Source organism: Aminobacterium mobile DSM 12262 (assembly GCF_000526395.1).
Classification (GTDB): domain Bacteria; phylum Synergistota; class Synergistia; order Synergistales; family Aminobacteriaceae; genus Aminobacterium; species Aminobacterium mobile.
On the sequence record NZ_JAFZ01000001.1, the window covers coordinates 632,293 to 658,333 of the forward strand.

At 44.3% G+C, this 26,041-nt stretch carries 30 protein-coding genes; all 30 read left to right on the plus strand.

All coding sequences use genetic code 11. The annotated features are described in order from the left end of the window. The first annotated feature begins 57 nt into the window (after positions 1 to 57). The 30 genes from K360_RS0102965 to flhA all read left to right on the plus strand — a co-directional run bounded on the left by K360_RS0102965 (position 58) and on the right by flhA (position 26,039). Positions 58 to 948 (plus strand): tyrosine-type recombinase/integrase, encoded by an 891-nt coding sequence (locus K360_RS0102965; protein WP_024821703.1) that lies wholly within the window; start codon positions 58 to 60, stop codon positions 946 to 948. Then, positions 941 to 1,483 (plus strand): ATP-dependent protease subunit HslV, encoded by a 543-nt coding sequence (hslV, locus tag K360_RS0102970; RefSeq protein ID WP_034326210.1) that lies wholly within the window; start codon positions 941 to 943, stop codon positions 1,481 to 1,483. Before K360_RS0102965 ends, hslV begins: the two co-directional genes overlap by 8 nt. After that, a complete protein-coding gene (gene hslU, locus K360_RS0102975; RefSeq protein ID WP_024821705.1) occupies positions 1,480 to 2,895 on the plus strand; it encodes an ATP-dependent protease ATPase subunit HslU in 1,416 nt (471 codons plus the stop codon). Before hslV ends, hslU begins: the two co-directional genes overlap by 4 nt. 21 nt (positions 2,896 to 2,916) lie before the next feature. Beyond that, positions 2,917 to 3,759 (plus strand): GTP-sensing pleiotropic transcriptional regulator CodY, encoded by an 843-nt coding sequence (codY, locus tag K360_RS0102980; RefSeq protein ID WP_034326212.1) that lies wholly within the window; start codon positions 2,917 to 2,919, stop codon positions 3,757 to 3,759. A gap of 48 nt (positions 3,760 to 3,807) precedes the next feature. Continuing rightward, on the plus strand, positions 3,808 to 4,209 hold the full coding sequence (flgB, locus tag K360_RS0102985; protein WP_156923326.1) for a flagellar basal body rod protein FlgB: 402 nt from the start codon (positions 3,808 to 3,810) through the stop codon (positions 4,207 to 4,209). Continuing rightward, positions 4,209 to 4,625, plus strand: coding sequence for a flagellar basal body rod protein FlgC (gene flgC, locus K360_RS0102990; RefSeq protein WP_024821708.1), 417 nt, complete (start codon positions 4,209 to 4,211; stop codon positions 4,623 to 4,625). The genes flgB and flgC overlap by 1 nt, the downstream gene beginning before the upstream one ends. Before the next feature lie 162 nt (positions 4,626 to 4,787). Beyond that, positions 4,788 to 5,099 (plus strand): flagellar hook-basal body complex protein FliE, encoded by a 312-nt coding sequence (fliE, locus tag K360_RS0102995; RefSeq protein WP_024821709.1) that lies wholly within the window; start codon positions 4,788 to 4,790, stop codon positions 5,097 to 5,099. 31 nt (positions 5,100 to 5,130) lie between these two features. Further along, the gene (gene fliF / locus K360_RS0103000) at positions 5,131 to 6,714 is read left to right on the plus strand and encodes a flagellar basal-body MS-ring/collar protein FliF (protein WP_024821710.1); all 1,584 of its coding nucleotides are present in this window, start codon (positions 5,131 to 5,133) and stop codon (positions 6,712 to 6,714) included. A gap of 23 nt (positions 6,715 to 6,737) precedes the next feature. Continuing rightward, the gene (gene fliG, locus K360_RS0103005) at positions 6,738 to 7,757 is read left to right on the plus strand and encodes a flagellar motor switch protein FliG (protein ID WP_034326214.1); all 1,020 of its coding nucleotides are present in this window, start codon (positions 6,738 to 6,740) and stop codon (positions 7,755 to 7,757) included. Beyond that, complete coding sequence (locus K360_RS0103010; RefSeq protein WP_024821712.1) at positions 7,750 to 8,640, plus strand: FliH/SctL family protein; 891 nt, start codon at positions 7,750 to 7,752, stop codon at positions 8,638 to 8,640. Before fliG ends, K360_RS0103010 begins: the two co-directional genes overlap by 8 nt. After that, positions 8,621 to 9,964: a flagellar protein export ATPase FliI gene (fliI, locus tag K360_RS0103015; protein ID WP_024821713.1), complete on the plus strand. Its 1,344-nt coding sequence runs from the start codon at positions 8,621 to 8,623 to the stop codon at positions 9,962 to 9,964. Before K360_RS0103010 ends, fliI begins: the two co-directional genes overlap by 20 nt. A 35-nt stretch (positions 9,965 to 9,999) precedes the next feature. Beyond that, complete coding sequence (locus tag K360_RS0103020) at positions 10,000 to 10,449, plus strand: flagellar export protein FliJ (protein ID WP_024821714.1); 450 nt, start codon at positions 10,000 to 10,002, stop codon at positions 10,447 to 10,449. Between the two features lie 4 nt (positions 10,450 to 10,453). After that, complete coding sequence (locus K360_RS0103025) at positions 10,454 to 11,041, plus strand: lytic transglycosylase domain-containing protein (RefSeq protein ID WP_024821715.1); 588 nt, start codon at positions 10,454 to 10,456, stop codon at positions 11,039 to 11,041. 3 nt (positions 11,042 to 11,044) lie between these two features. Continuing rightward, on the plus strand, positions 11,045 to 11,722 hold the full coding sequence (locus tag K360_RS0103030; RefSeq protein ID WP_024821716.1) for a MotE family protein: 678 nt from the start codon (positions 11,045 to 11,047) through the stop codon (positions 11,720 to 11,722). Positions 11,723 to 11,729: 7 nt separating this feature from the next. Further along, complete coding sequence (locus K360_RS0103035; protein WP_024821717.1) at positions 11,730 to 13,118, plus strand: flagellar hook-length control protein FliK; 1,389 nt, start codon at positions 11,730 to 11,732, stop codon at positions 13,116 to 13,118. A 13-nt stretch (positions 13,119 to 13,131) separates the two neighbouring features. Continuing rightward, entirely contained in the window at positions 13,132 to 13,611 is a 480-nt protein-coding gene (locus K360_RS0103040) for a flagellar hook capping FlgD N-terminal domain-containing protein (RefSeq protein WP_024821718.1), read from the plus strand. Positions 13,612 to 13,743: 132 nt separating this feature from the next. Continuing rightward, positions 13,744 to 15,663, plus strand: a complete 1,920-nt coding sequence (locus K360_RS0103045; RefSeq protein ID WP_024821719.1) for a flagellar hook protein FlgE — start codon at positions 13,744 to 13,746, stop codon at positions 15,661 to 15,663. Between the two features lie 15 nt (positions 15,664 to 15,678). After that, positions 15,679 to 15,906 (plus strand): flagellar FlbD family protein, encoded by a 228-nt coding sequence (locus K360_RS0103050; RefSeq protein ID WP_024821720.1) that lies wholly within the window; start codon positions 15,679 to 15,681, stop codon positions 15,904 to 15,906. 42 nt (positions 15,907 to 15,948) lie between these two features. After that, entirely contained in the window at positions 15,949 to 16,743 is a 795-nt protein-coding gene (locus K360_RS0103055; RefSeq protein ID WP_024821721.1) for a motility protein A, read from the plus strand. A 2-nt stretch (positions 16,744 to 16,745) separates the two neighbouring features. Next, positions 16,746 to 17,462, plus strand: coding sequence for an OmpA/MotB family protein (locus tag K360_RS0103060; RefSeq protein WP_024821722.1), 717 nt, complete (start codon positions 16,746 to 16,748; stop codon positions 17,460 to 17,462). A gap of 31 nt (positions 17,463 to 17,493) precedes the next feature. Then, positions 17,494 to 17,949: a flagellar basal body-associated FliL family protein gene (locus K360_RS0103065; protein ID WP_024821723.1), complete on the plus strand. Its 456-nt coding sequence runs from the start codon at positions 17,494 to 17,496 to the stop codon at positions 17,947 to 17,949. Between the two features lie 38 nt (positions 17,950 to 17,987). After that, entirely contained in the window at positions 17,988 to 19,013 is a 1,026-nt protein-coding gene (gene fliM, locus K360_RS0103070) for a flagellar motor switch protein FliM (RefSeq protein WP_024821724.1), read from the plus strand. Further along, on the plus strand, positions 19,003 to 20,136 hold the full coding sequence (gene fliY, locus K360_RS10430; RefSeq protein WP_034326217.1) for a flagellar motor switch phosphatase FliY: 1,134 nt from the start codon (positions 19,003 to 19,005) through the stop codon (positions 20,134 to 20,136). Before fliM ends, fliY begins: the two co-directional genes overlap by 11 nt. Before the next feature lie 35 nt (positions 20,137 to 20,171). Beyond that, on the plus strand, positions 20,172 to 20,534 hold the full coding sequence (locus K360_RS0103080) for a response regulator (RefSeq protein ID WP_024821725.1): 363 nt from the start codon (positions 20,172 to 20,174) through the stop codon (positions 20,532 to 20,534). 37 nt (positions 20,535 to 20,571) lie between these two features. Continuing rightward, complete coding sequence (locus K360_RS0103085) at positions 20,572 to 20,961, plus strand: hypothetical protein (RefSeq protein ID WP_024821726.1); 390 nt, start codon at positions 20,572 to 20,574, stop codon at positions 20,959 to 20,961. Then, positions 20,942 to 21,721: a flagellar type III secretion system pore protein FliP gene (gene fliP / locus K360_RS0103090; protein WP_024821727.1), complete on the plus strand. Its 780-nt coding sequence runs from the start codon at positions 20,942 to 20,944 to the stop codon at positions 21,719 to 21,721. Before K360_RS0103085 ends, fliP begins: the two co-directional genes overlap by 20 nt. Positions 21,722 to 21,740: 19 nt before the next feature. Then, a complete protein-coding gene (fliQ, locus tag K360_RS0103095) occupies positions 21,741 to 22,010 on the plus strand; it encodes a flagellar biosynthesis protein FliQ (protein WP_024821728.1) in 270 nt (89 codons plus the stop codon). Further along, the gene (locus tag K360_RS0103100) at positions 22,007 to 22,801 is read left to right on the plus strand and encodes a flagellar biosynthetic protein FliR (RefSeq protein ID WP_024821729.1); all 795 of its coding nucleotides are present in this window, start codon (positions 22,007 to 22,009) and stop codon (positions 22,799 to 22,801) included. Before fliQ ends, K360_RS0103100 begins: the two co-directional genes overlap by 4 nt. Further along, positions 22,780 to 23,886, plus strand: coding sequence for a flagellar biosynthesis protein FlhB (gene flhB / locus K360_RS0103105; RefSeq protein WP_024821730.1), 1,107 nt, complete (start codon positions 22,780 to 22,782; stop codon positions 23,884 to 23,886). Before K360_RS0103100 ends, flhB begins: the two co-directional genes overlap by 22 nt. A gap of 98 nt (positions 23,887 to 23,984) precedes the next feature. Then, a complete protein-coding gene (gene flhA / locus K360_RS0103110; RefSeq protein WP_420804785.1) occupies positions 23,985 to 26,039 on the plus strand; it encodes a flagellar biosynthesis protein FlhA in 2,055 nt (684 codons plus the stop codon). The last annotated feature ends 2 nt before the right edge of the window (positions 26,040 to 26,041 follow it).

The following is a 26,041-nucleotide window of genomic DNA, read 5'->3' on the forward strand; positions in this document are numbered from 1 at the left end:
TATTTTTATTGTTTAGAAAAGTAGAAAGTGTGCTGAAAAAAATGGTAAAATGTCATCATGGTTGAAAAGTTATCATCTGCGTTGGATTATTATTTGGAACAGATGCGTTTTGCCAAAAGTATGTCCTTGAATACAATAGAGAATTACGCTATTGATCTGAATCAGTTCGCTCATTACCTTTTGGAACAAAACGTAACTTCTGTTCATGATGTGGATGCTCGTTTGATCCGAGAATATTTGCGAATCCTTGCTTCCTTTGGCTATGCTCGTACTTCTGTGGCCAGGAAATTGTCGGCTATAAAAAGCTGGTTTTCTTTTTTGGTGGGGAAAAAAGTTTTAACCCGCGATCTAGCGAAGAATATTAAAGGACCACGACTTCCAGCTAGATTGCCCAGAGCTCTGAGCATCGAACAGGTTGCATCCATGATAGAAGAAGGAACTCAGAAGGGGACAGACCCAATTCGAGATCGTGCTATTTTAGAACTTTTGTATGGTTGTGGCCTTCGGATTGGGGAATTGGCCATTCTTCGTTGGGAGGATACAGACCTTTCGGAACGATGGATTCGGGTACAGGGAAAAGGAAGTAAGGAACGGATGCTCCCTGTAGGGAGACTTGCTGTTCAGGCTCTTTTGGCATGGAGAGATGAATGTGAACAAAAGAGCCCTTTTTTGTTTCCAGGGGAGGAAGAGGGGCATCTTGCTATTCGCACAATTCGAAGAGTTGTTGTTCGAGCGGCTCGGCGGGTAGGCCTTTCTGGAGTAACTCCTCATATGCTTCGCCATAGCTTTGCTACTCATATGTTGGAAGGCGGAGCCTCTATTCGCGTAATGCAGGAACTGTTAGGGCACGAAAGTCTTATAACAACACAACGTTATCTTACTGTAACGGCGGAACATTTAAAAGAAAGTTACTATAAGGCTTTTTCTAGTATAAGAGGAGATGATTGAGCTGTTTAAGGGAACTACTGTTCTGTGCGTTCGTCGAGGGCAGACAGTTGCTATGGCTGGAGATGGTCAGGTTACTCTCGGGGATCAGATCATTAAAGCTGGTGCTCGTAAAGTCCGTCGTCTTTATAAAGGGAAAGTGATTGCTGGTTTCGCTGGGAGTACAGCTGATGCCATGACATTGTTAGAGCGTTTTGAGACCCGTCTCGAAGAAAACAGTGGAGATTTAATGCGGGCAGCTGTCTCTCTTGTAAAGGAGTGGAGACTTGATCGGGCACTAAGAAAGCTCGAAGCGCTCATGCTTGTGGCAGATAAAGAGCATACCCTTCTCCTTTCAGGGGCTGGTGATGTCCTTGAACCAGAACATAATGTGGCTGCTATTGGATCAGGCGCTGGTTTTGCCTTGGCAGCGGCGAGAGCTTTTTTGGAAGCAAGTGATTGGGAGGCCCCAGAAATAGCGAAACGTTCTATTGAGTTGGCTGCAGATATTTGTATTTATACAGATAAAGAAGTAACGGTTGAGGTGATTGGAGAATGATAATAGTACCAAAGGAGGGACACAATCTGACCCCTCGCCTTATAGTGGAATTCCTCGATCGTTATATTGTAGGACAAGATAGGGCTAAGAAAGCAGTGGCAATTGCTCTTCGTAATCGAATTCGACGCCGGAATCTTCCACAAAACTTGGCTAATGAGATTGCTCCTAAAAACATTCTCATGGTAGGGCCCACAGGTGTGGGCAAAACGGAGATCGCCAGAAGACTGGCTGATCTTACGCAAGCTCCTTTTGTGAAAGTTGAAGCTACGAAATTCACAGAAGTAGGCTATGTAGGGCGAGATGTAGAATCTATGATTCGCGATCTCGTAGAAGCTGCTGTTGCCATGGTTAAGAAAAATAAGATAGAAGAAGTTCAAGCTCCGGCAGCGGAGAGGGCCGAGCTGCGTCTTGTAGATGTCCTTATTCCTAAACCGGAACGTCGACCAGGTGTTCCTGACTTTATGAAAATTTTTTCAGGAAAAGCAGAAGAACCGGAGACTGTTTCGGCTTCAGAAGAAGATCAGATTCGGGAATCTACCCGTAATAAAGTTCTTTCTCTACTAAAAGCAGGAAAACTCGATGAGCGAGAGGTTGAGTTGGAAATTACCGAAAATGCAATGGCTGCCGCTATCCCCCTTCTTGGTGGAGCAGGTATGGATTCTATGGGAATGAATATTAGTGAGATGTTAGGAGGGCTCTTGCCCAAGAAGACCAAGAAAAGACGTATGAAAGTAGCAGAGGCCCGTAAAATATTGCAGGCAGAAGAGGCAGAAAAACTCATTGATATGGAAAGTGTTGCTAATATCGCTTTAGAGAAGGCACAAGAAGAAGGCATCGTGTTTATAGATGAACTTGACAAGGTCGTGTCGAAAGGGACATCGAGTGGTCCTGATGTTAGCAGGGAAGGGGTACAGAGAGATCTTCTCCCTGTAGTAGAAGGTTCTTCTGTACAAACAAAGTACGGCATAGTTAAAACCGATCATATTCTTTTTATAGCTGCAGGAGCTTTTTCAAGCGTTAAACCTTCGGATCTTGTCCCAGAGCTTCAAGGGCGTTTCCCCATTCGCGTAGAACTTCAACCTCTGGGTAGAGAGGAATTAGCAAGGATTCTGGTAGAGCCGGAAAATAGTCTCATAAGACAATACCAGGCTTTAATCAGCACTGAGAATGTGGATATACAATTTTCCGACGATGCCATCCAGGAAATTGCCATTATGGCTGAAAGAATGAATTCGGAAATGGAAAATATCGGCGCTCGTCGTCTTCATACCATGATTGAACAGCTTTTGGAGGATATTAGCTTTACGGCACCGGAGCGACAGGGAGAGGCTATTCACATTGACTCTCAATTTGTGCGAGAAAGACTCTCTCCTCTCATGGAAGATACAGACTTGCGGAAATATTTGCTTTAAAAATATCAGGAGGGATTAATAATGGTGAAAGGTGAGAAGAAAATGGTGGATAAAAACTCTATTATAGTCGAAGATCCAGCAATGAAAGATTTGCTTGAAAAGACGAGACAGGTAGGAAGAGCCCTTCAAAGCAGACGGGAAGGGACAAAACCAGATTATAACAAACTGGCAAAGCTTCTTTGCGAATTTTCTACCGCAAATGTCTATATTATTAATAGAGACGGACGAATTTTAGGCCATTCTTGGGTCAGTGAATATCATTCAGAGGCAGTAGCCAATTTCCTTGAGAGAGGATATATGCCTGAGAATTTTGTTGAAAGGATGAACCAGCATCGAGAGTCTATATTGAGCGAGACAGATGGTTATCTTTTTGATGATGAAGTAACAACTGAAGATGCTCCAGAGAAACACACTCTTTATGTTCCTATTTATGGTTCAGCTGAACGTTTGGGAACGTTGTTATTGGTTCGTTTCTTTGAGCCTTTTTACATGAAAGATCTTATTTTGGCAGAGTATCTGGCAACTCTTGTTGGTATTGAAATTCTTCATGACCGTACCAAACTCATTGAAGAGCGAGCACGAGAGCGACTTGTTGTTCAGATGGCCATGCGGGCTCTCTCTTACTCTGAAGTCGAATCGATAAAGCATATTATTGCGGAACTTGGGGCTCATGAGGGAGTTGTAATAGCCAGTAAAGTCGCAGATAGAGTAGGAGTAACCCGAAGTGTTATCGTCAATGCTTTAAGAAAGCTCGAAAGTGCCGGTATTATAGAGAGCCGCAGTTTAGGAATGAAGGGGACGTTTATAAAGATTCTCAGCCCACTTTTCGTAGAGGAGCTGGGAATGTTTTTGCCCCAGGCATAAAGTCTGAGAAAGAAAAGGCCGATATTACTTTCAGGGGGGTGATTAGCTGTGATTGTCGATAAAGCGTGGAAGGTGGCAGAAAAAGACCTCGAAGGTCTAGCTCGACGTTTTCAGGCTGTGGGGAGCAATCTGGCTAACGCCAATACTCCGGGATACGGGCGAAAAGAAATTTCTTTTGAAGATCAGCTAAAAAAAGTTGTTTTTGGTCCGGATACGTTGCTTCTTGAGGTGACACATAATAAACATATTCCGACAGGACCTTTGAATATTAACGCTGTCCAGCCTTTGGATCATCAGGTTTATGACGAGAAAGTGCGGCTTGACAGCAATAATGTAGATGTGGAAATAGAGATGGCTAAAATGACGGAAACCCGCCTTGCTTATCAGGCCATGACAAGGTTGATGGGCAAGAAGAGTTCCATGTATCGTCTTGTTATAGGAGGCCGGTGATGAGAGTATTTCGCACAATTGACATAGCCGGGAGTTCTTTAACTGCCCATAGGTTATGGATGGATGTGATTGCTTCCAATCTGGCAAATGTGAATACGACTCGAACAGAAACAGGTGGTTTTTATGCTCGCAAAACTCCTGTTTTTGCCGAAATTCTGGCAACGGAGGAAAAAAGACAGTGTGGTGGAGGCGTGAGAGTTGTAGATATAGCAGAAGATACGCAACCTCCCCGTCTGGTTTATCAGCCAGACCACCCAGATGCAGATGAGCGGGGGTATGTGGCTTATCCTAACGTAAATGTAGTTCGAGAAATGGCAGATATGATGACAGCCAGCCGATCATACGAGGCGAATTTGGCAGTAGCGGATGGAGTTAAGAATATGTGGAATGGGGCCTTGGATATCCTCCGCGGCTAAGAATTTTAAATTAAACCATAAGGCCTACATGACTTCCTTCTGGGGACACAGTATGTGTCCCCTTTTTTGTCGTTGCGAAGTGAAATGATATGCTAAAATTAAACAGTTGCTTTCATAGGATAATTTATACATTATTTATTAAATCTCGTGAGGAGGGTTTTTATGGATCTTGTTCGGCTTGATCTCAACAAATTCGGCCCTCAAGTTGAAAAGAAAAGCGCTCTGTCTACTGTGGATGACAACTGCACGCAGCATCCTTCTTTCGAAGATATTCTTACCCAATCTCTCGTAAAGGTTAATGATCTTCAGCAAGATGCAGATGTTATGGTTCAAAAGCTTGCTGTTGGTGATGTAGATGACGTGTCGACTGTGGTTCTTTCCGTTCAAAGAGCAGAGATGGCGTTGCGAATGATTACCGAGGTCCGAAATAAACTTTTGGACGCATACCAGCAGCTCGCCCGCATGCCGGTTTAGTTTCTATTCCTTATAATATAAGATAATTGAGATGAATGAGCTTATTCAGTTAAAGAATAGATTTCTCACATTTTGGTCCTCGCTTAGACAATGGCAGAAGTGGTCTATTATAGGAGCTGCCATATTGGTTGTGGCTGCTCTTTTATTGCTGATTCTCTGGGGAGGGCGTCCTGTCTATGAGCCCCTTTTTGCCAATCTCGATGTAAGCGATGAGGCCTCAATTGTGGGCTATCTTAAGGAACAGAAAGTACCCTACCGATTAGATCCTGCCGCAAATGCCATCTTGCTTCCTAAAGATCAAGTTTATGAGGTCCGTTTGGCCCTTGCTCAACAAGGATTGCCCAAGGGAGGCAATGTTGGGCTTGAACTTTTTGATGAAGCTAAGATGGGCATGAATGAATTTCAACAGCGAGTAACGTTCCTCAGGGCTCTTGAAGGGGAGTTGGCCCGAACAATTAGCCAGGTAGAAGCTATAGAATATGCAAAGGTAAATATTGTAATTCCAGAACAACATCTTTTCCTTGAACAGCAGCAACCTTCTACGGCTTCTGTTCTTGTTCGTTTGAAGCCTGGCAGGGAAATTGGGCCGAATCAAGTAAAAGCCATAGTTCATCTTGTATCTCATAGTGTTGAGGGGTTGACTCCAGAGTATGTTACAGTAGTAGATACGAGCGGTAAGGTGCTTTCAGATCTCTTGGATCAGGAGCTTTTTGTTTATACACAGTCGGGAGTTGGGCAAACAGTTTCTTCCGTACAACGAGAGCTCGAGCGTCAACAAGAGAAAGAATTGGAACATAAAGTTCGCCAAATGCTTGAGCGAGTGTATGGGCCGGGCCATGTTGTTGTTCGGGTAAAAGTAGATCTTGACTTTGATAAGAAACAAAGTCGGCAAAAAGATTATGTCCCAGGATCAACGGGAAAAGGCGTTCTTCGTAGCCAGCAGAATATGGAAGAAAGTTTCACTGGTACAGGTTCTCCTGTGGGAGGTGCCCCTGGCACAACCACAAATATACCGGGCTACGCTATCGGGGCTCCTTCTAGTGGTATGAACGAATACAATAAGACAGATGTGGTGAGTAACTATGAGATTTCTACGCGAGAGAGCGAGAAAATAGATACACCGGGGGCTGTCCGGCGATTAACGGCATCTGTTCTTGTAGATGCGGAGCTTGATGAAAATAGGAATGAAGAGCTTCGAAGTCTTGTTGCTCCTGCTTTAGGGCTGGATATAAATCGTGGGGACCAGTTAGTGATACAGGGGATGAAGTTCTCCACTACCTTGGCAGATGCGCTGAAGGAACAAATGCAACAAGAACGCCGTGCGCGTCTCATTATGTTCCTTGTGGGCTTGGCGATTCTATTGCTCGTGTCTGTACTCGGAGCTCTTTGGTGGGTGCGAAGGAGAAAAGCTCTTCGTCAACAGAAAGGGATGGGGACAGGTTCTGTAGAGAGTGGGAACGCTATCCCTTCGATTCAGGACCTTCTCGCATCGCCAGAGCTCTTAGAATCACAAGGAGAGCTGGCTGTTCTTGAAGAACAGTTGCGCGCATATGCGAAAAGCAAACCTGAAGAGGTCGCGAGCTTGGTTCAAGAGTGGATTTCTGAAGATATGTAGATAGAGGGGTAGGAGGACGCAGTATGGCACGTGTGTCAAGCAGTAAGGATTTTCAGGGAAAAGAGAAGGCAGCGATTCTACTCGTTTCGTTAGGGAATGAGATAGCAGCTGATATCTACAAACATTTTGATGAAGCCACCATGGAAGTCATTACTCTTGAGATAGCAAATCTCGGGAAAGTTACTCCCGAACAGAAGCTGGATGTGCTTAAAGACGCACAGGAAATGTTATTGGCCAGAGAATATATGGCTCGTGGCGGGGTGGAATATGCTAGAGATATTCTAGAACGAGCGTTGGGACCGGAACGAGCACAGAACTTGCTGGCTCGAATTACCGCAAGCCTTCAGGTTCGTCCTTTCGACTTTATGCGCCACACTGATCCTCAACAACTTTTGAGTTTTATACAAGGTGAGCATCCACAAACAATTGCCTTGATTCTGTCGTATCTTGAGCCAGAGCAATCGGCACAAGTAATTGGCGGGCTTCCTGCTGTAATGCAGGCAGAAGTAGCTAAACGAATAGCTCGGATGGACAGGATTACTCCTGAAGTTTTGCGGGAGGTGGAGCGTGTGCTTGAAAGAAAGCTGAGTACAGTTATGGGGCAAGATTTTACCCTGGCTGGTGGCATCGATGCTATTGTGAATATTATTAACAATGCCGATCGAGGAACAGAAAGAAATATTATGGAGCACTTGGAAGAGAATGATCCAGAGCTCGCAGAAGAAATTAAACGCCGTCTCTTTGTCTTCGAAGATATTCTTAAAATGGACGATCGTTCTTTACAGAGAGTCCTTCGCGAAGTAGAGATGAAGGAACTGGCTCTTGCCCTCAAAGGGGCTACAGAAGATTTGCGGAGCAAATTTTTCAAGAATATGTCGAAACGTGCTGCTGAAATGTTGAAAGAAGACATGGAATTTATGGGGCCTGTACGTGTAAGAGACGTAGAGGAGTCACAGCAAAAAATTGTCAATGTAATTCGTGCACTGGAAGATGTAGGAGAAATAGTTATCTCTCGCGGCGGAGAGGAAGAGTTGGTTGTCTAAATATATCCGCCATAATATTATTCGAGCGGTTCGAATTTTGCCGGAAGCAGTTCGTATTGGCGCTTCCTCTGAAGAAGCGCAGAAAAAGTCTTTCCCGGAAGATACGAAGAACGAACGTCTCCTCCCTTCCGATGACATAAATAGCCATGCTTTAGAAATAGATAAATTAAAACTTGAAGTTACCAGTCTCCAACAGGAATTAAAAGAAGCTCTTAGTCGAAATCGAGCGCTGGAGGAAGATTTCCTTCAACGCAAACTTGTTTTAGAAGAAGAGCACAAAAAAGTGCTAGTTGCTTTAGAGGAGCAAAAGGAAAAACTTTTTAAACAAGCTCATAAAGAGGGATTCCAAAAGGGGCAAGAAAAAGGGTATACAGAAGGTCAATCTAAGGCCCAAAAGGAAGTGGAAAAAGAATATTTTCACCGATTTTCCAGACTTGTTGAGTCATTTAATTCAATTCATGAAACTCTCTCTAAAGAGAGGGCTTCTCTTGCCCAATATCATCTTCCTTGCCTTATAAGATTATGGGAAGCGCTCCTCTCGAGAATGCTTAAGAGAAGTGTTTCTATAGATTCTCAAACAGCAGTTCGCGTATTGGAAGCGATTTTGCATCGGATCAGTGATAAGGAGAAAGTCGTTATATACCTTCACCCCTGCGATCTGGACTTTATAGAGGGTCAGAAAAATGCATATAGTGATCTCTTACGGGGGATTAAAATATTGGAATTTCACGCAGATGACCATGTAGATGCAGGAAGTTGCATAGTTGAAACGAATATGGGTATTTATGATGCCCGCTGGAGAACACAGCTTGAGCAAATTAACGAAGAAATAGATACGTTGCTTATGGAGGAGGGCTCCAGCCTTGACGCCCAACCAGAATAGAGCACATCTTTTAGATGTACTTGAATCTCGCCTCTCAAAAACGCAGCTTATTAAAATTAATGGCCGAGTTGTGCAGGTCGTTGGCCTTGTAGTTGAGTCTCAAGGCCCTGATGTGAGGGTGGGAGATTTATGTCAAATACGATTTCGAGACAGCTTACGTTCACTTAACGCAGAAGTCGTCGGTTTTAGAGAGGATAGAGTTCTTCTTATGCCTTTAGGAAGCCTTAAAGATGTGGGACCAGGTTGTGACGTTGTTTCTAAGGAACGTCCCCTTGGAGTTCATGTTGGCAAGGGGCTTTTAGGAAGAGTGCTCGACGGTCTCGGGCAACCTATGGATGATAAAGGGCCTATAGCGGGATCTGACCTGTATCCTCTTTATGCTGATCCCCCTCACCCCCTTCGCAGGCAGATGATCCGAACCCCTATTTCTGTGGGAGTTAAAGCAATAGATGGTCTTACGACCCTTGGAACAGGCCAGCGAATTGGTATTTTTGCAGGGTCCGGAGTAGGGAAAAGCACCCTGCTGGGCATGATGGCCCGCAATACTGAGGCTGATATAAATGTCATTGCCCTCGTAGGGGAGCGGGGCCGTGAAGTTCGAGAATTTATAGACCATGATTTAGGGCCTGATGGTTTGCATCGTTCTGTTCTTGTTATTGCCACATCGGATCAATCCCCTCTTATTCGCCTGAAGGCGGCTTTGACGGCAACGGCCATTGCTGAGTATTTTAGGGATCAGGGTAAAAATGTTCTTTTGATGATGGACTCTGTTACTCGTGTGGCGCGAGCTCAACGAGAAGTTGGTTTAGCTATAGGAGAGCCTCCCACTACGCGAGGATATACTCCTTCTGTCTTTGAAACGCTCCCGAGACTTCTTGAACGGGCTGGAGCAGGAGAGCGGGGAAGTATCACTGGAATTTATACAGTGCTCGTTGAGGGAGACGATATGAACGAGCCAGTTGCCGATACAGTCCGCGGTATCCTAGACGGACACGTAGTTCTTTCACGGCGGATAGCTTCCAGAAATTTTTATCCCGCCATTGATATCCTCAATAGCGTAAGTCGAGTTATGTCTTCCGTTGTTTCTAGAGAGCATCTCGGTGCGGCAGCCCGTGTTCGAGAAGCCCTGGCTACATATAGTGAAGCTGAAGACCTTATTAATATAGGGGCCTATAAAGATGGATCCAACCCCAAAATAGATTGGTCTTTGAAACATATAGAGTCAATCCACAATTTTTTGCGTCAGAAAACAGATGAACATTTTTCTTTGGACGAAACAACGCAATGGCTTATGTCTCTTGCCCCTCAAGCCGAAAAAGAATAAGGACGGTTCCATAATTGGAGGAGCGTTAGAGAAGCATGATAAATAAAATTCAGCGTTTCCAAAAGATCCTTACTACAAGAGAAAAAATTCGTGATGAAGAGCGCCTTTTTTTAAGTGAGGCTAGAAATCATGAAGACCGTGTCCTTCTCTGTGTAAAAGGGCTTCAACAGCAAAAGCAGGAAGCTTTAAGTATTTTTGAAGACCAGGAAGGCCAAATCTTTTCTCCTCAGGATATGTGGTACCGTCGTAAGGCTATCGACGTTATAGAAGAAGAAATCCATCAAGCGAATAAGGCCCTTCAAAAAGTAAGGGAAAGTATTTGTCAGTCGGAAGAAAGATTAGTGGAAAAACATAAAGAAGTACGTATTATGGAAAAATATGTAGGGAAGCTTCGATATCAGTATCGAGAATTTCTGTTGTTGGCGGAGCAAGAAGAGCTTGACGATATAGCTTCTGTACGCCATGTGGAAAAGATGGGAGAGTGACACAATGACTGGTAAGACGGGAATGGAAAGAGTTTTTAATCGCATTTCCCAAATACAGGAGCGTTTTTATCCAGTATCTCCCCTTAAAAGAGAGATGGAGAAAAAGGAACAATTCGTCCATGTCCTTCAGGAAGCAGAGAGGGGGCAAGAGCTTTTTGGAAATGCGACCTTTAAAAAAAGATCTCATGTAGAAGATCCTCAATCTGCGGCGGAAAAGGCTATTCGAAAATATGGAAGAGCTTACAGTGTGAACGAGGATCTTATACGGGCTGTGATAAAGATGGAGTCAGGTGGCAATAAAAATGCTCTTTCTCCTAAAGGAGCCATGGGGCTTATGCAACTTATGCCGGGAACGGCTCAAATGTTAGGAGTATCTGATCCTTTCGACCCAGAAGAAAACATCCGTGGGGGAGTAAAATATCTCGCTTTACTGGCCGATAAATATAATGGGGACGTAGAGAAGGTGCTTGCTGCTTATAATGCAGGTCCGGCAAGAGTCGATTCTTTTGGAGGGATCCCACCTTTTTCGGAAACTCAGCAATATGTTCGAAATGTATTGGCTGAATATAGGAGAAATATGGGGAGCGATTAAAGAATGCCTGAGGAACTCTGGCCTGAAGTAGAACAGGAAGTGGGTGAAGAACAGAGCTCATCTCGGCTTGCTTCTTCTCGCAAGAGAGAGGGAAAGGGACGTCGGAGATGGAGCTTTTTTTTTATTGCTTTTTTTGTGGTCATTGGCATTATTACGGGTCTTTACTTAACAGGAGTTTGGGATCTACGCCCATCGCTGTCTTCCTTTTTATATAAGTTGCCTGTAGTAGGACACCCCTTGGTAGAACGTTTGGGGCTTACATCATCTCTTCCTCTTTCTGCTGATGAAAGAAGGCGTATGGAGCTTGAAGAGTGGACAGCGCGTCTCAATGAGCGAGAGGCGGCTATGAATGAAACTCAGGCTCATATCGATACATTAATGACGGAATTAGTAGAGAAAGAAAAAAAATTGGCTGTGAAAGAGGCTGCTTTTGTCGCTTCGCAAAAACAGGAAATAAAAAAAGAACCAGAAACTGTAGAAGCATTTCAATCTTTAGTCCAGACCTTTCAGGAGATGTCGCCTCGCAAGGCCGCTTCCATTTTGGAAGAGCTAAAACGAGATTTAGCAGTGGAAATCCTGCTTCATATGCCGGAAGATGGAGTTGCAGCTATCTTGGCACGTATGGATCCTGCGCGAGCGGCACGATTGACAGAGCAGCTTGCTCTAGAGAAAGACAGGTGAGAAATGCATGTCCGATAGCCTTTTTCAATTGATCTCTTCGTCTTTTTTTTGTGGGCAGAGTCAGCCAGAAAGTAATGAAACAATGTTTCAAGGAGCAGCTGAATTACAAAATATGGATTTTGCTCTTCTCATGACTCTCTTGATGGGAGAGAACAGAGAGTTGTTAGCAGAAAATGTTTCTCTCGTAGATATTACAGGCACAGACGAAATAAAAGAAGAAGAGAATAAAGATGAGAAGGAAATCAAGGGAGACGTAATGCCAGATTTGTCCCTCTCTCTTCTAGGATGCGCACCTTTGAGGACTTCAAGCGCGATGATTTCATCTCCATCTAAAGCTGAAAGCGAACAAGATGGGGTGTTAGAGTTGAAGTCGGAACTGCGATCAGGATGGAAGTCTGAAGAAAAAGTTGATTCTCTTCGTTTAGACAAAGAAACAGAGGGAACAGAGGATGCTCCATCATTATTGGTTCCAGAAGAAAAAGGGAACGACGACACAGAAGAGAATATTTCAAATTCACCGTTTCCCTCAAAAAAGAAAGAATTTGAGAAGCTTTTAGGTTTATCTCCACGTAAAGTTTCTCTTATAAAAAATGATATGGATTCTGCTATTGCAGTTGTGGAAAGGGTTGCGATTACCTCAGACATACCTGTGGTGAACGGACAAAATATATCTAAAGAAGAGGCTCTCTATTTGAGCGATAAAAAAATAAAACAAGCGGGAGATTTCTCCTTATTGGAGAAAAGTTCGGGACAAGCACAAGTGGAATCAGCTTTTCGTATACAGATGCCTGATTATGAGGGGAGTGCCTCTTCTACGCTCTTCTCTCGCAAAGAGGCGATGATGCCTTTTGAAATTTTAGAAAAAGAACCTTTTGTCTCTCGTCATAAAGTGCAGGAGGAGGGAGCCCTTTTGGCAGGAACTGTATCTACCAAACAGCCAGAGCCCTCTGCGACACAAGTAGCTCTTCAGAGAGGTGTCTATCTTGGAGGGGACCCGTCAGAATGTTTTCAGACAGGCTTGTCTCATGTTTTACGGTTTCTTCATACGCGAGGAGAAACGAGAGCTACGGTTATTATAGATCCTCCAGCTTTAGGGCGGGTTGATGTAGAACTTGTGTCTACACAGCGAGGGCTGGAAGCACTGTTTCGCGTTGGAAACGAGCAGCTTAGACAGACAGTTCAAGAGCAATTGCCTATTTTAAAATCTTCCTTCCAACAACAAGGATTGATTTTAGCCGATTGTTCTGTAGATGTAAGGGATGAAAGAGGTTCGCAGCATCACCCTCAAGGGTCCAAAGGGCGGAAGTTTTCCTTTGGGACACAAGAGGATGATGTAGATGCAGTCTCGGCTTTTAGAATAGACCTGGAACAGGGGCTGCTGTTCTGGATGGCATAAGGAGGGACGGAGTATGTTCGTTCAGGGGACAGAATATACGGTTTATGGAGGCGAAGCCTTTCCTAAGACAACGGGAATTCAAGATACGGACTCTCAAAGTGGTCCTAAAAAGACGAGCCAAAAAACAGATGATGGCCTTGGCAAGGATGCGTTTTTTAAGATTCTTATTGCGCAACTTACCCATCAAGATCCTCTCAATCCTCTTCAAGACAGGGACTTCATAGCTCAAATGGCTCAGTTCACCACAGTGGAGCAGCTGGCAAATGTTGCTAAAGTCGTAGAAGAGATGGCTACTGTCAATAAAGGAACAGCAGTTTCCTACATAGGTAGAAACGTCAGTTTCTATGATGAAAAGGGTCAACTTCAAGCTGGAAAGGTAGAAGCAGTTCGTTTCGATGAAAAGAAGGGCGTTATGCTTGTGTTGTCGGATCTGTCGGGCATATCGAGCAAGAAAATTGAAATCGGCATGCGGGAAGTTCTTGCTGTTGCGTAAAACAGGGTTTCAGTTTCCTCCTGATCTTTCCGACATTATGTATATGAGATAGAGATAAAAGGCCTCCACGGACGGGCAGGCTCATCTGAAGCAAGGGAATGCGCATTTCTCATTGTTAGGAGGTATACAGAAATGCTAAGATCCCTGATGACGGGAGTAAGTGGAGTTAGGGGACATCAGACTCTGCTTGATGTAGTTGGAAATAATATTGCGAATGTCAACACTGCAGGTTTTAAAAAGTCTACAGTGATTTTTCAAGATCTTCTTTACCAGACATCCAGAGGTGCTTCCTCCCCTCAGGATAATCGTGGTGGAATCAACCCCATGCAGGTGGGACTTGGCGTGAATATTGGAGCTATTGAGACCATACATTCTCAAGGTCAGCTTCAATATACAGGTAATAGAACGGACATGGCCATTCAGGGCGATGGGTATTATGTTATGAGTGATGGGGGGAGAACTCTCTACTCTCGTGCCGGAAACTTTATCCTGGACGCAAGTGGCAATATAGTTCAGTCAGGAACTGGATATATGCTAAAAGGATACACTCTGGAAACAGACCCAAACGATCCGACTCGTTATATAAAGGGGACCCAGCTTGTGGATATGACCATTCCTGTAGGGCAAAAGCTTCCTGCTAAGGCGACAACTCTTTCGGGGTTTCGTTGCAATCTCGATAGCCGGGTAGGCGCCTATCTTCCCATGGGTTTTCTTACAAATGGCGTAAAGGCTACGGGGATTCTCAACGGTGTTGATAGGGCTATTACTTTTGGTTCAGGCACCGACGTGAACTCTTTCCTCACTATAAAGGTGGGAAATCAGACGATCCAAATGGAGCTTAATGGTGTAGATCAAAATACGAAGCGGCCTAAATTAGCTGATAATACCTTTGCTCTCGACGGGAACACGTATAATGTAACCTTCGATAGCGAATCAGGTGTGTTAAAGATGAAAAATGCTGATGCGGGCAAACCCAATGATGCGTGGGAGTACGAGCTGGGTGCCATGATGGATTATGAAGTCTTCAGCGTCGCGGAAAATGACGGGACAGAGCACCATTATTTAGTGGAGTTTAATGATCTAGGAAGCCAAAGTGGGGATCGTGAGCTTGTTTTATGGGGTGTTGATAATGCCTCGACGGTAAGTCGTTTTAGTACAAATGTCACAGCATCTCATGACGGCACCTTTGTAGATCCGTCTGGGAATGGGCTTTCTCTGGGGTCTACTTTTCCTGTAGGGGAACTTTTTGCAGTTCCTTCTTCTAAGGGGCAAGGGTTGGAGATTCGACAAGGATCGGCTTCAGGGGATGTGCTTACAACTATAAATCAAAGAATTCCTAGCACTCACGTGACAAAACTAGATGTATTTGATAGCTTGGGAAATAGTCATACCCTTGAAGTGAGTTGGGAAAAAATTGACAATAATCAATGGCGTTGGAGAGCGTGGTTACCTACCGAATCTGGTATTACCCTAAAAGATAACACGGGGATTATTTCTTTCGGAAGCGATGGAAAAATAGAAACGGCTTCCGCTACTCCTACTATGTTCTTAGGGTTTGGAGCCCTAGGAGCAGAGGACGCTTCCATTAAGCTTGATTTTAGCGGCCAGTCTTTTGGGAAAGAAGAAATAGAAGGGGTTACTCAATACGGTTCGGCTTTTACTACAAAAGCTTATTATCGAGACGGCTACGAAATGGGTGTCCTCAACGATTTTGCTGTAGGGAGTGATGGTACTGTCGTAGGGGTTTACAGCAATGGAGAGAGTAGAGCCCTTTATCGTCTCGGCCTTGCTATTTTTGCGAACCCATCTGGCCTTGAAAAAGTAGGAAATACTGCTTTTATTGAGAGTGCTAACTCGGGAATAGCGCAGGTTGTTTCTCCCTTAGAGGGTGGGGCCGGAAAGATTTCTGGTGGATCTCTGGAGATGGGAAATGTGGATCTTTCTGAAGAGTTTGTTCGTCTTATTATTGCTCAGAGAGGGTTTCAGGCGAATGCCCGAGTTGTTACAACCAGCGATCAGGTTTTGGAAGAACTCGTCAATATGAAACGTTAGAGTAAGGGGGATTAGATGATAACCCTTACCCGTTTTAATGGAGAGCAATTTGTTCTCAACGGCGATCTGATCGAAACAGTGGAGACCACACCAGATACCGTGATAAAACTGATAAACAATCATCGGTACGTGGTTCGTGAATCTGTAAAGGACGTAGTTGATCTCGTAGTTGCATATCGAAACCGCATTTGGCGACCTTCTTCTTATTCAGAAGGCATAAATGTTCAACAACAGGAGGAGTAAAACTAAAACAGGGTTTTACTTTATTATGGGAGGGATTATTCTGTGGATCTGGCAACAGTGGTAGGGCTTTCCATAGCACTTATATTAGTCGTAGGAGGCATTGTGGTCGGTGGTGACCCAAGGGCTTTCCTCGATTTTCCATCCCTCCTCATCACAGTTGGTGGAACTTTAGGCGTTGTTATCATGTCGAGCCCTATGGATCGTTTTAAAAATATCGGCAAAATATTAGGCCGTGCTTTCTTTTCAAAAAGTCCGGATCTAGTCTCGTTGGTACAAACGATAGTAAGTTTTGCAGAAAAAGCTCGACGTGAAGGCCTTCTGGCACTTGAAAGCGATGCTGCAGAGCTTGATAATGAGTTTTTAAGGAAATCTATTCAGCTTGTTGTGGATGGAACAGATCCAGAACTCGTAAAGGCGATTCTAGATACAGAGATAGGTATTTTGGAAGAACGACATGTGTCTAATAAGAGTATGTTCGATACAATGGCAGAGATGGCCCCGGCCTTCGGAATGCTGGGGACGCTTATCGGACTTATTGCTATGTTAAAGAACCTGGATGATCCGGATGCTTTGGGGCCAGGCATGGCTGTTGCTCTTATTACTACTTTTTATGGTTCCTTTATCGCCAATATTTTTGCTCTCCCCATCTCCCGAAAGCTTTCAACGCGGTCTTCGGAGGAAGTTATGGCGAGGGAACTTATGGTAGAAGGTGTTTTGGCGATTCAGGCGGGAGAAAACCCACGAATAGTCGAGGAGAAATTGAAAGTTTTCCTTCCACCACAACAGCGGGAGCGGTTGGAAGAAGAAGAGCGTCAAGCCAAAGAAGGAGTAGCCTAATAATGGCTCGTCGTCGACGACAACATGAAGAGAAAACCGGAAATTGGCTGACGACATATAGCGACATGGTTACGTTGTTATTGACTTTTTTTGTTCTTCTCTTTTCCTTCTCTAATTTGGATGTCGAAAAATTCCAAAAGATGATCATTTCCTTTAAAGGGGCATTGGGTGTTTTGCCTGGGGGAAGATCTTTAGAGGAAGGAGGAGGTGTGTATGGCGGATTTGAGGGACGAGATGCGGGGGAATCAGATAAAAGTACCGTTGATACCCGGGAAATAGCAAAAGGGTTGAGGCTTTTTTTAAAACAGGAAGGGTTGGAACATCAGGCAGTTGTTCGAGTTGACCAGCGTGGAATCACGGTCTCTATTTCTGATCAGCTTCTTTTTGATACAGGCCAAACTGATATGAAACCAGAGGGAAAACGGATTCTTTACAAATTAGCTCAACATCTGAAAAATATAGTTCCGGCCATGTCTATAGAAGGGCACACAGATAGTGTTCCCCTTCGTGGGGGACCTTTGAAAAATAATTGGGGACTAGCAGCGTTACGGGCAGCTACGGTAGCGTCTTATCTTCAGGAAAGCGGAAGTATCGAGCCTCGAAAACTTCAAGCCGTTTCTTATGGTGCTTTCCGCCCGATTGTTCCCAACGATACGCCGGAACATCGGGCCTTGAATAGGCGTGTGGATGTGGTGATTCTTTCCCAGTATCCAAAATGATGTACAATAAACCTCTGGGAGGAAAGACGACATGATGAAAAGATTTCTCGTGTTTATTATGATAGGGGTCATTGCTTTTTGTGTTGGTTTTGGAGGCGGATTATTGGCAAGTCGATTTTTGCTTCGACCTGCTTCTGTAGCTTCTGCTTCTGGGGTCAGCATTGAAGAGCCGGGTCCGGTGTGTAACATAGGAGAGTTTATAACGAACCTTTCTGGTGTGGATGGGGGAGTGGTGAGCTTCACTTTGGCTTTGGAGCTTTCAAGTCCTAAAGCTCTTGAAACTTTGCAGAAAGAGAGCTGGAAGATGCGTATTACTAATGAAGTGCTCCTTGTAGCCAAAGGTAAGACGGCTTCTGAATTACGTAGTGCTGAAGGAGTTCTAGAACTTGCCGAAGAGGTGAAGCAGGGTATTAACGTGATGGTTCCCCCAGTAAAAGGACAGGTTCCCGTAAAGAGGGTTCTTTTCCAGAGTTTTGTCCTTCAATAGAGGATCTTTAAATAACAACTAGAGGAGGTGGTGGAGCTATGTGCCCAGACGTTCTTTCACAAAACGAAATAGACTCTTTGCTAGATGCTCTCTCGAGTGGCAGTTTTGATTTAGATTCTATGAGTGCTGATTCTGAAGAGAGAAAAATTAAGGTTTATGATTTCCGAAGACCTGATAAATTCAGCAAAGATCAGCTCCGGGCTATACAGATGATTCATGAATCTTTTGCCAGACAGCTGACCACCACTCTTTCTACCATGGTCCGTTCTATGGTATCTGCGGAGGTTGCTTCTGTAGATCAATTGGCTTACGATGAATTTGTCCGCTCTCTTGTTCAGCCGACAGTTATAGGAATATTGGAGATGTATCCCTTTAGCGGGAATGCTTTGATTGAGATTAATCCTAACTTAGTATTCGCCATTATTGATCGAATGTTAGGTGGTAAAGGCGAATTTTCGGGGAAAGCTCGTGATCTTACAGATATTGAGCGTATGGTTATAGAACGAGTTATTATGAGGATGCTCGAACTTCTCGAAGAAAGCTGGAGTACTGTAGTAGATGTTCGCTTCCGTTTTGAAAACATGGAGAGCAACCCATTTTTTGTCCAAATTTGTCCTGGCACCGATATGGTGTTGTTAGTAATTTTAAAACTGAAAGTGGCAGATGTGGAAGGGATGATCAGTATTTGTATTCCCTATTTCCTTATGGAACCTTTAATGGACAAATTAAGCTCTCAGCAGTGGTTCGCTTCCACTGGGCGAAAGAAAGAAGAAGGGGCGAGAGAGGCTATTGTTCGCCATCTCGGGAATGTTCGAATTCCTGTGGCTGTGGAGTTGGGGCATACGATTCTCAGTGTTGATGATGTTTTACAGCTTCGTACTGGGGATGTAGTAAAACTAGATGAGACGGTAGATGGTGCCGCTGATATTCGTGTAGGCAACATGATAAAGTTTCAGGGACGCCCAGGAAGCCTAGACGACTGTTATGCAATAGAGGTATTAAACATTCTCTATGACGAAGAGATGATTCCCGATAACGAGGGAGGAGTCAAAGATGATAGATGAGCTGTTGAGTCAGGAAGAAATAAATGCCCTTCTCCAAGGACATACGCTGAAGACTCAAGAAGAAAGTGGCGGAACACTTCCGGATGTATCTCCTGAGCAGTCAAAAGTATTAGACGGCGTAAATGATGTTTTCTCTACGGCTGTTACCAACGTTTTTGGTATGTTGGCAGGGCGAAGTGTAACAGTTCCACAGAAAAAACAAGAGGTTCTTCCCCAGAAGGATTTTGTCCTCAAACCTGGGGAAGGGGCTTTCTGCTTTCGTGTTACATGCCAAGGCTTGAATGATACCCCCCTAGTAGTGGTACTTGCGGAGCATGGGGCCTTGGTTCTGGCAGATCTTATGATGGGTGGCGAAGGCAAAGAATTGCCCAATGACGCCAGCGAGCTTTATCTTAACGCGGCCCAAGAGGGTTTGAGTCAGATGGTAGGGGCTTCTTTTACGAATATGAGTGGTATTTTAGGTGGACGCCGTCTGATGCCGGACAACGCTACGTCGGCTTTGGAAAAAGGGGAATGGTTGCCCTTTTCTGCCTCTGGTCCGGAAGAAAATATTTGGTCAATAGAGTATCCTGTGACGATAGAGGGAGTGGGAGAGTTCCCCTTATGGATTCTTACGCCGTTCAGTGCCGCAAAATATATAGCTGATGAAGCTTTAGCCGTTATGTCGCCTGCCGAATCTCAGCAGGCAAAATCTAATGTAGCTCCGCCAAAGGCTGTACCATCAGGGAGGACAACACTACCTCGCGGAGATGTGCCTGCTCAAGAAAATGCACCTCGATCGCGAGCTGCTTCGCAGGTTTCCCAAGTGGAAGTTCGTCCTGCTGAATTTATGCCCCTTGTTTCAAAGGTGGAAAGTGGACAGGTATCTAGCAATATTGATCTTATTGCAGATATTCCAGTGCGGGTAACAGTGGAGTTGGGGCGTACTCGAAAAAGCATTTCAGAAATATTGAACATGACTCCGGGATCCGTGATAGAATTGGATAAAATGGCTGGGGAGCCAGTGGATATCCTTGTCAATAGCAAGCTCCTTGCCAGAGGGGAAGTTGTTGTTATTGATGAAAATTTCGGTGTTCGTATCACAGAGATAGTGAACACGTCTGGTAGATCCCGAACGCTATAAATAACTTAAGAGTTCAATAAGTGAGGGGTGCAGGTATGGCGAAGAGTGTGTTAATTGTCGATGACGCTGCCTTTATGAGGATGATGCTTAAAGATATCCTCACAAAAAATGATTTTGAAGTTGTCGGAGAAGCAGAAAACGGTAAAGTGGCAGTGGCGGCCTATCAAAAACTACATCCAGATATTGTGACTATGGATATTACTATGCCGGAAATGAATGGCATTGATGCAGTGAAAGCAATTAGGGCTTTGGATCCTGCCTCTAAAGTTATTATGGTCAGTGCTATGGGGCAACAAGCTATGGTTATAGAAGCGATACAGGCTGGGGCAGTGGATTTTATTGTCAAGCCCTTCCAACCTGATAGGGTTGTGGAGGCCTTGAATAAGGCTCTGGGTTAAAATGAATTTAAAGAAGTTTTTTTGAGAGAGTTGCGGTGTGAAAATTATGAAAAAAATTATCCCAGGCGGTCGCTTTATAGCGTTACTGGCTGGGTTTTTCTTTTTATTTACGGGGGGAACTGCTTATGGGGCGGCATCTTTTCCCAGTATGACTACGTATCTCATCAGAGTTGTTATCGCTTTGTCTATTTTAGGAGGAGCATCTTGGATTCTTGTCCATTATGTTCGTCCAGGAAAGGCCTTTAAACAAGACTCCAGGCTACAGGTGCTCTCTACTCTACGATTAGGGCGAGAAGTTCTCTATATCGTAAAGTGCGGACCAGATGTTTTGGCTCTACTTGTCGGGAGTAATTCGAAAGTGGTGGGGAAATGGGGATATGAAGAGTGGCTACAAGGAGAAGGACATAGTGAAAAGAAAGATTGTTAGCTTCCTCGTTTTTATGGGAGTACTAATATGGAGCCTTGGAATTAGGGCAGCGGGATTTTGTGCAGAGAGTAACATCCCAGCAGTTCCTTTGCCAGCACTTGAGTTTGGGGTTCGTGCAGCAGAGTCTCCACAAGATGTAGCTTTAACCCTTCAAATATTGGCTTTGCTTACAGTTTTGAGCCTTGCTCCAGCCATTATGCTCATGCTCACCAGTTTTACACGGATTCTTGTGGTTCTTGGTTTTGTTCGTCGTGCTTTAGGGTTGCAACAAACACCTCCCAACCAAGTTCTTGTAACATTAGCTTTATTTATGACCTTTTTTATAATGACCCCCACATGGACACAAGTATATGATCAAGCTCTCGCTCCCTATCTTTCAGGATCTATTAACGCTTCTCAGGCCTGGGAGAAAACTGTAGTGCCTATGAGGCAATTTATGTTTCGTTACACTCGAGAGGAAGAGCTTTCTCTTATGGTAAGGATGGCGGGTGTTGAACGACCTAAGAACGTGGACGATGTCCCTACGCGTCTTCTCCTTCCGGCGTTCATGTTAAGTGAACTTAAAACGTCTTTTCAAATGGGAGTGGTCATTTTTATCCCTTTTATTGTAGTAGATATGATTGTAGCAAGTGTCCTTATGAGCATGGGGATGATTATGTTACCGCCTATGATGATTTCACTTCCTTTTAAAATCCTTTTGTTCGTGATGGCAGATGGATGGGATTTAGTGATAATGAGTCTTTTCAAGAGCTTCTCGTAGAAAGGCTGGTGGAGAAGCGATGAACTCTTTCAGTATGTACGATGTTTTAAGCCACTCGGTGTGGGTTATGTTACTTACATCTCTTCCTATTTTATTGGTAGCTATGATTGTAGGGTTAGTAATTGGCATACTTCAAACAGCTACTTCTATTCAGGAACAAACTCTTATTTTCATCCCTAAAATAGTGGCGGTGCTAGCTGCCCTTGTGCTTTTTGGCCCCTGGATTTTTGGACAGGTTGGGGATTTGACACGTTTTCTTTTAGGACAGCTTGAAAAATTCATACAATGACAGAGCCTTTCCAGATTTCTCAAGGTTTAATTGTTTATCTTATAGTTGGCTTGCGCTTTATTGGAATGTTTTTTACTTCCCCTGTTTTTGTAGCGCCATCTCTACCCCTTCCGGCTCGCTTCTGGGCAGCTGTTCTCATATCTATTGCGGCAGTTGGGAGTGCCGATCTTTCGATTCCCACTGCAATTTTCTCAAACTGGATCTCTATTATTCTTTGTGGAACGCGAGAATTTTTTATTGGAACTGCTTTGGGCTTTTTGTCGGCCCTTCCCCTCTATGCTCTTCAGGTAGCTGGAGAACTGATAGGAAATGTTATGGGCCTAGCCATGGTGAGTCTTCTAGACCCTTTAAGTGAGGAGCAAAGTTCTATTATTGGGCAGTTATACTTTTTGATAGGATTATGGTTCTTTTTCCACTGGAACGGCCATCTGCTTCTGGTACAATCCGTAGTAGAGAGTTTAAAATTAATTCCGATAGGGAAGATTTCCCTTTTCATTCCTGCGGATATGGGGGTAGGGCTGTGGCTTCAGAAGTTGTTTGTTCTAGCAGTGAGAATGGTGCTGCCGTTCTATGGAGCTCTTCTTCTAGCCGATATAGGGCTTGGTTTTTTAGCTCGGACAGTTCCGCAGATGAATATTTTTGTATTGGGGCTCCCTCTCAAAATAGCACTAGGGCTTTTTCTTTTGATGGTGGTTTTACCTTTAACTGTAGACCTTATTTCTGCCAATATGAGGGAGTATATAGAGATGGCATTGAAAAATGCCATGATATGGAAACATGCTCTTCTATAACGTGGAATCTTCAGTTCTTTGCGGAGGAACGAACAGAGCCGGCTTCACCTCGAAAGCGTCGTCGTGAGCGTGAAGAGGGCCGAGTAGCGAAAAGTCAGGATCTAGGAGCCTCTATCGTAATTATAGTGGGCCTTTTGGGGCTTTCGCTTTTAGGTGGTTTTTTTTGGCAGGAACTAGTTACTTACCTCCAAAATACGATTGCACTAATGGGGCAGACAGAACTGGGTAAGGCAGGATGGCAACATTCTTTGTGGATTAATGGATTACGAATGTTGGTATTTGTTTGGCTTCCTCTTGGGGGAGCGGCAGCTTTGGCTGCTTTGGGGGTAACAGTGGCACAGGTTGGTTTTGTAATAACCAGTAAGCCTCTCGTACCGAAACTAGACCGTTTTAATCTTGTATCCGGTCTCAAGAAGATCATTTCTCTGCGCTCTCTTGTTGAGCTTTTTAAAGGGCTTATCAAGGCAGCGTTGTTTTGTATTGTGATTTATTCTGCCCTTCGAAAAGAAGTGAAGGAACTTGTAGGGGCGTTGCAATTGCCTCTTGAAGGTGGATTAGCCTTGGTCTTCCATAAGATATGGAAACTTTCTATGAAATTGGCGTTTCTTTTACTTTCTATTGCTCTTTTCGATTATTTGTACCAAAAGTGGGAGTTCGAACGATCCATTCGAATGAGTCGGCAAGAAATTAAAGAAGAGTATAAACAGATGGAAGGGGACCCCATGTTACGAAGCAAAATACGCCAAAAACAACGGGAACTGGCTAGAAGTCGTATGATGGCTTCTGTGCCAGATGCTGATGTAGTTATAACAAACCCCACTACTCTTGCTATTGCCCTAGAGTATGACAAAAGCCTTATGGAGGCACCTGTTGTCGTGGCCATGGGAAAAGGATTTGTAGCTCAAAGAATTCGTGAAATAGCAGAGGACCATAAGGTTCCCATAGTAGAAAATAAACCTTTAGCATGGGCTCTTTACGATTCTGCGGATATAGGCGATGAAATTCCTCATGCCTTATATAAAGCTGTGGCAGAAGTATTAGCCTTCGTTTATAAGCTTAAAAAGAAAGATGCTTATGGTCATTAACTTAAAAGAGAGAGGATGGAGCCTGAGTGGCTGAACTTACATCTCAGAATTCTTTTATAAAACGGTTCCTTTTGTATTCCGACATAGGACTAGCTATCATGGTTATGATGATTGTAGCCATGATGATTATTCCAGTCCCTACATGGTTTCTTGATATTCTTCTTGCCACTAATATTACCTTGGGAGTTGTGGTTCTCCTCTCAACTTTTTATGTACAGAGGGCTCTGGAGCTTGCTTCTTTTCCTACTATGCTTCTTCTTGTTACCCTCTTCCGATTGGCGCTAAATGTTTCTACTACACGGCTTATTCTTCTTCGTGCCGATGCAGGGAAAGTGATTAGTGCTTTCGGTAATTTTGTTGTTGGGGGAAACTATGTAGTCGGCGGTGTCGTTTTTCTCATCCTCGTTATTATTCAGTTTGTTGTTATTACGAAAGGCTCTGAACGAGTAGCTGAGGTAGCTGCTCGATTTACTCTTGATGCTATGCCAGGAAAGCAGATGGCCATTGATGCTGACTTAAATGCGGGACTTATTGATGAAGATACGGCCCGAAATCGACGTCGAGAGATCCAGCGTGAAGCGGATTTTTATGGAGCGATGGACGGAGCCTCTAAGTTTGTAAAAGGAGATGCCATAGCTGGACTTATTATCACCCTTATCAATATTATTGGTGGTTTGTCTATAGGAGTTCTTCAGCGAGGCATGACATTGGGGCAGGCTGGGTCCGTTTATAGTCTTCTCACGGTGGGAGACGGCTTGGTTTCTCAAATTCCAGCTCTGCTTTTTTCTACCGCTACTGGTGTTATCGTTACACGGGCTGCTGGTGAAGGGAACCTTGGTCGCGATATTTTTGCATCTCTTATGTCATATCCAAGGCCTCTTTTTATCGGCGCTGTCTTGCTATTCGCTCTGGCTTTTGTCCCAGGACTTCCTACAGTGCCCTTCCTTATTCTCGGTATATTTCTCGCTCTTATGGGGTACTGGGTTTATCGAGAGGGGGAAATACAACAGACGGAGGCACAAACAGCTCCTTCTCGTTCATCCAAAGAGGTCAAAGGAGGGCAAAGCTCAGGTCCCAGTGCTCAAGGTGCTCCTGTTGCTCCAGCACCAGCTTCTCCTGAAGATGTGATGCGCCTTTTAACTGTAGATCCCATGGAAATAGAGATTGGATATGCAATCATCCCTCTTGTAGATCCCTCTCAAGGAGGGGATATGCTCGATAGGATTGGGACGATTCGTAAACAGATGGCTCTTGAATTTGGCCTTGTAGTCCCTCCTATCAGGATTCGCGACAACATTCAGCTTAAACCTTCGGAATATATTATTCGAGTACGAGGAGCCGAGACAGGGCGCGGCGAATTGCTTCCAGATCATTACCTGGCAATGAATACAGGTAATGTAGAAGAAGACATAGTGGGAGTTCCTACTGTAGAACCGGCTTTTGGACTTCAGGCTACATGGATTTCTCCTGAATTGCGGGATAAAGCAGAATCTATGGGGTATACAGTGGTCGATGCTCCTTCTGTATTGGCGACGCACCTTTCAGAGACGATTAAACGCTATGGATCGGAGCTCCTTACGAGACAAGAGGTTCAGAAACTTACGGATCTAGTAAAAGAAAGTTCCCCAGCTGTAATAGAAGAGATGTTAGGCGTGTTATCTCTTGGAGAAGTACAGAAGGTATTGCAGAATTTAGTTAAAGAGCAGATCCCCATCCGAGACCTCGTCTCTATTTTTGAATCTTTAGCAGATCATGGACGGGTAACTCGCAGTGTAGATTACCTTACAGAGCGTGTAAGGGAAGCCTTATCGAGGATTATTTCCCTTAAAATCCAGGGAGACGATGGTTTCATTACTGTGGCAACCCTCTCGCCTCAATGGGAGCAGAAAATCAAGGAAAGTTTACAGGGGGACTTAATTCAGGGGTGGCAACTTAATATGGATCCGGAAAGTATTCAGGAGCTTATGTCTGCGGCATCGAAAATGGCAGAAAAAATGGCTATGGGGGGGCATCTTCCTGTCTTTTTAACTCACCCTGAAGTGCGGCTTATAGTTCGTCGTCTTCTTGAAGGGACATTGCCGGGAGTTTATGTTGTATCCTATAATGAAATATCCCAAGGTGTCCAATTAAAATCCGCAGGGATGGTGGAATGATT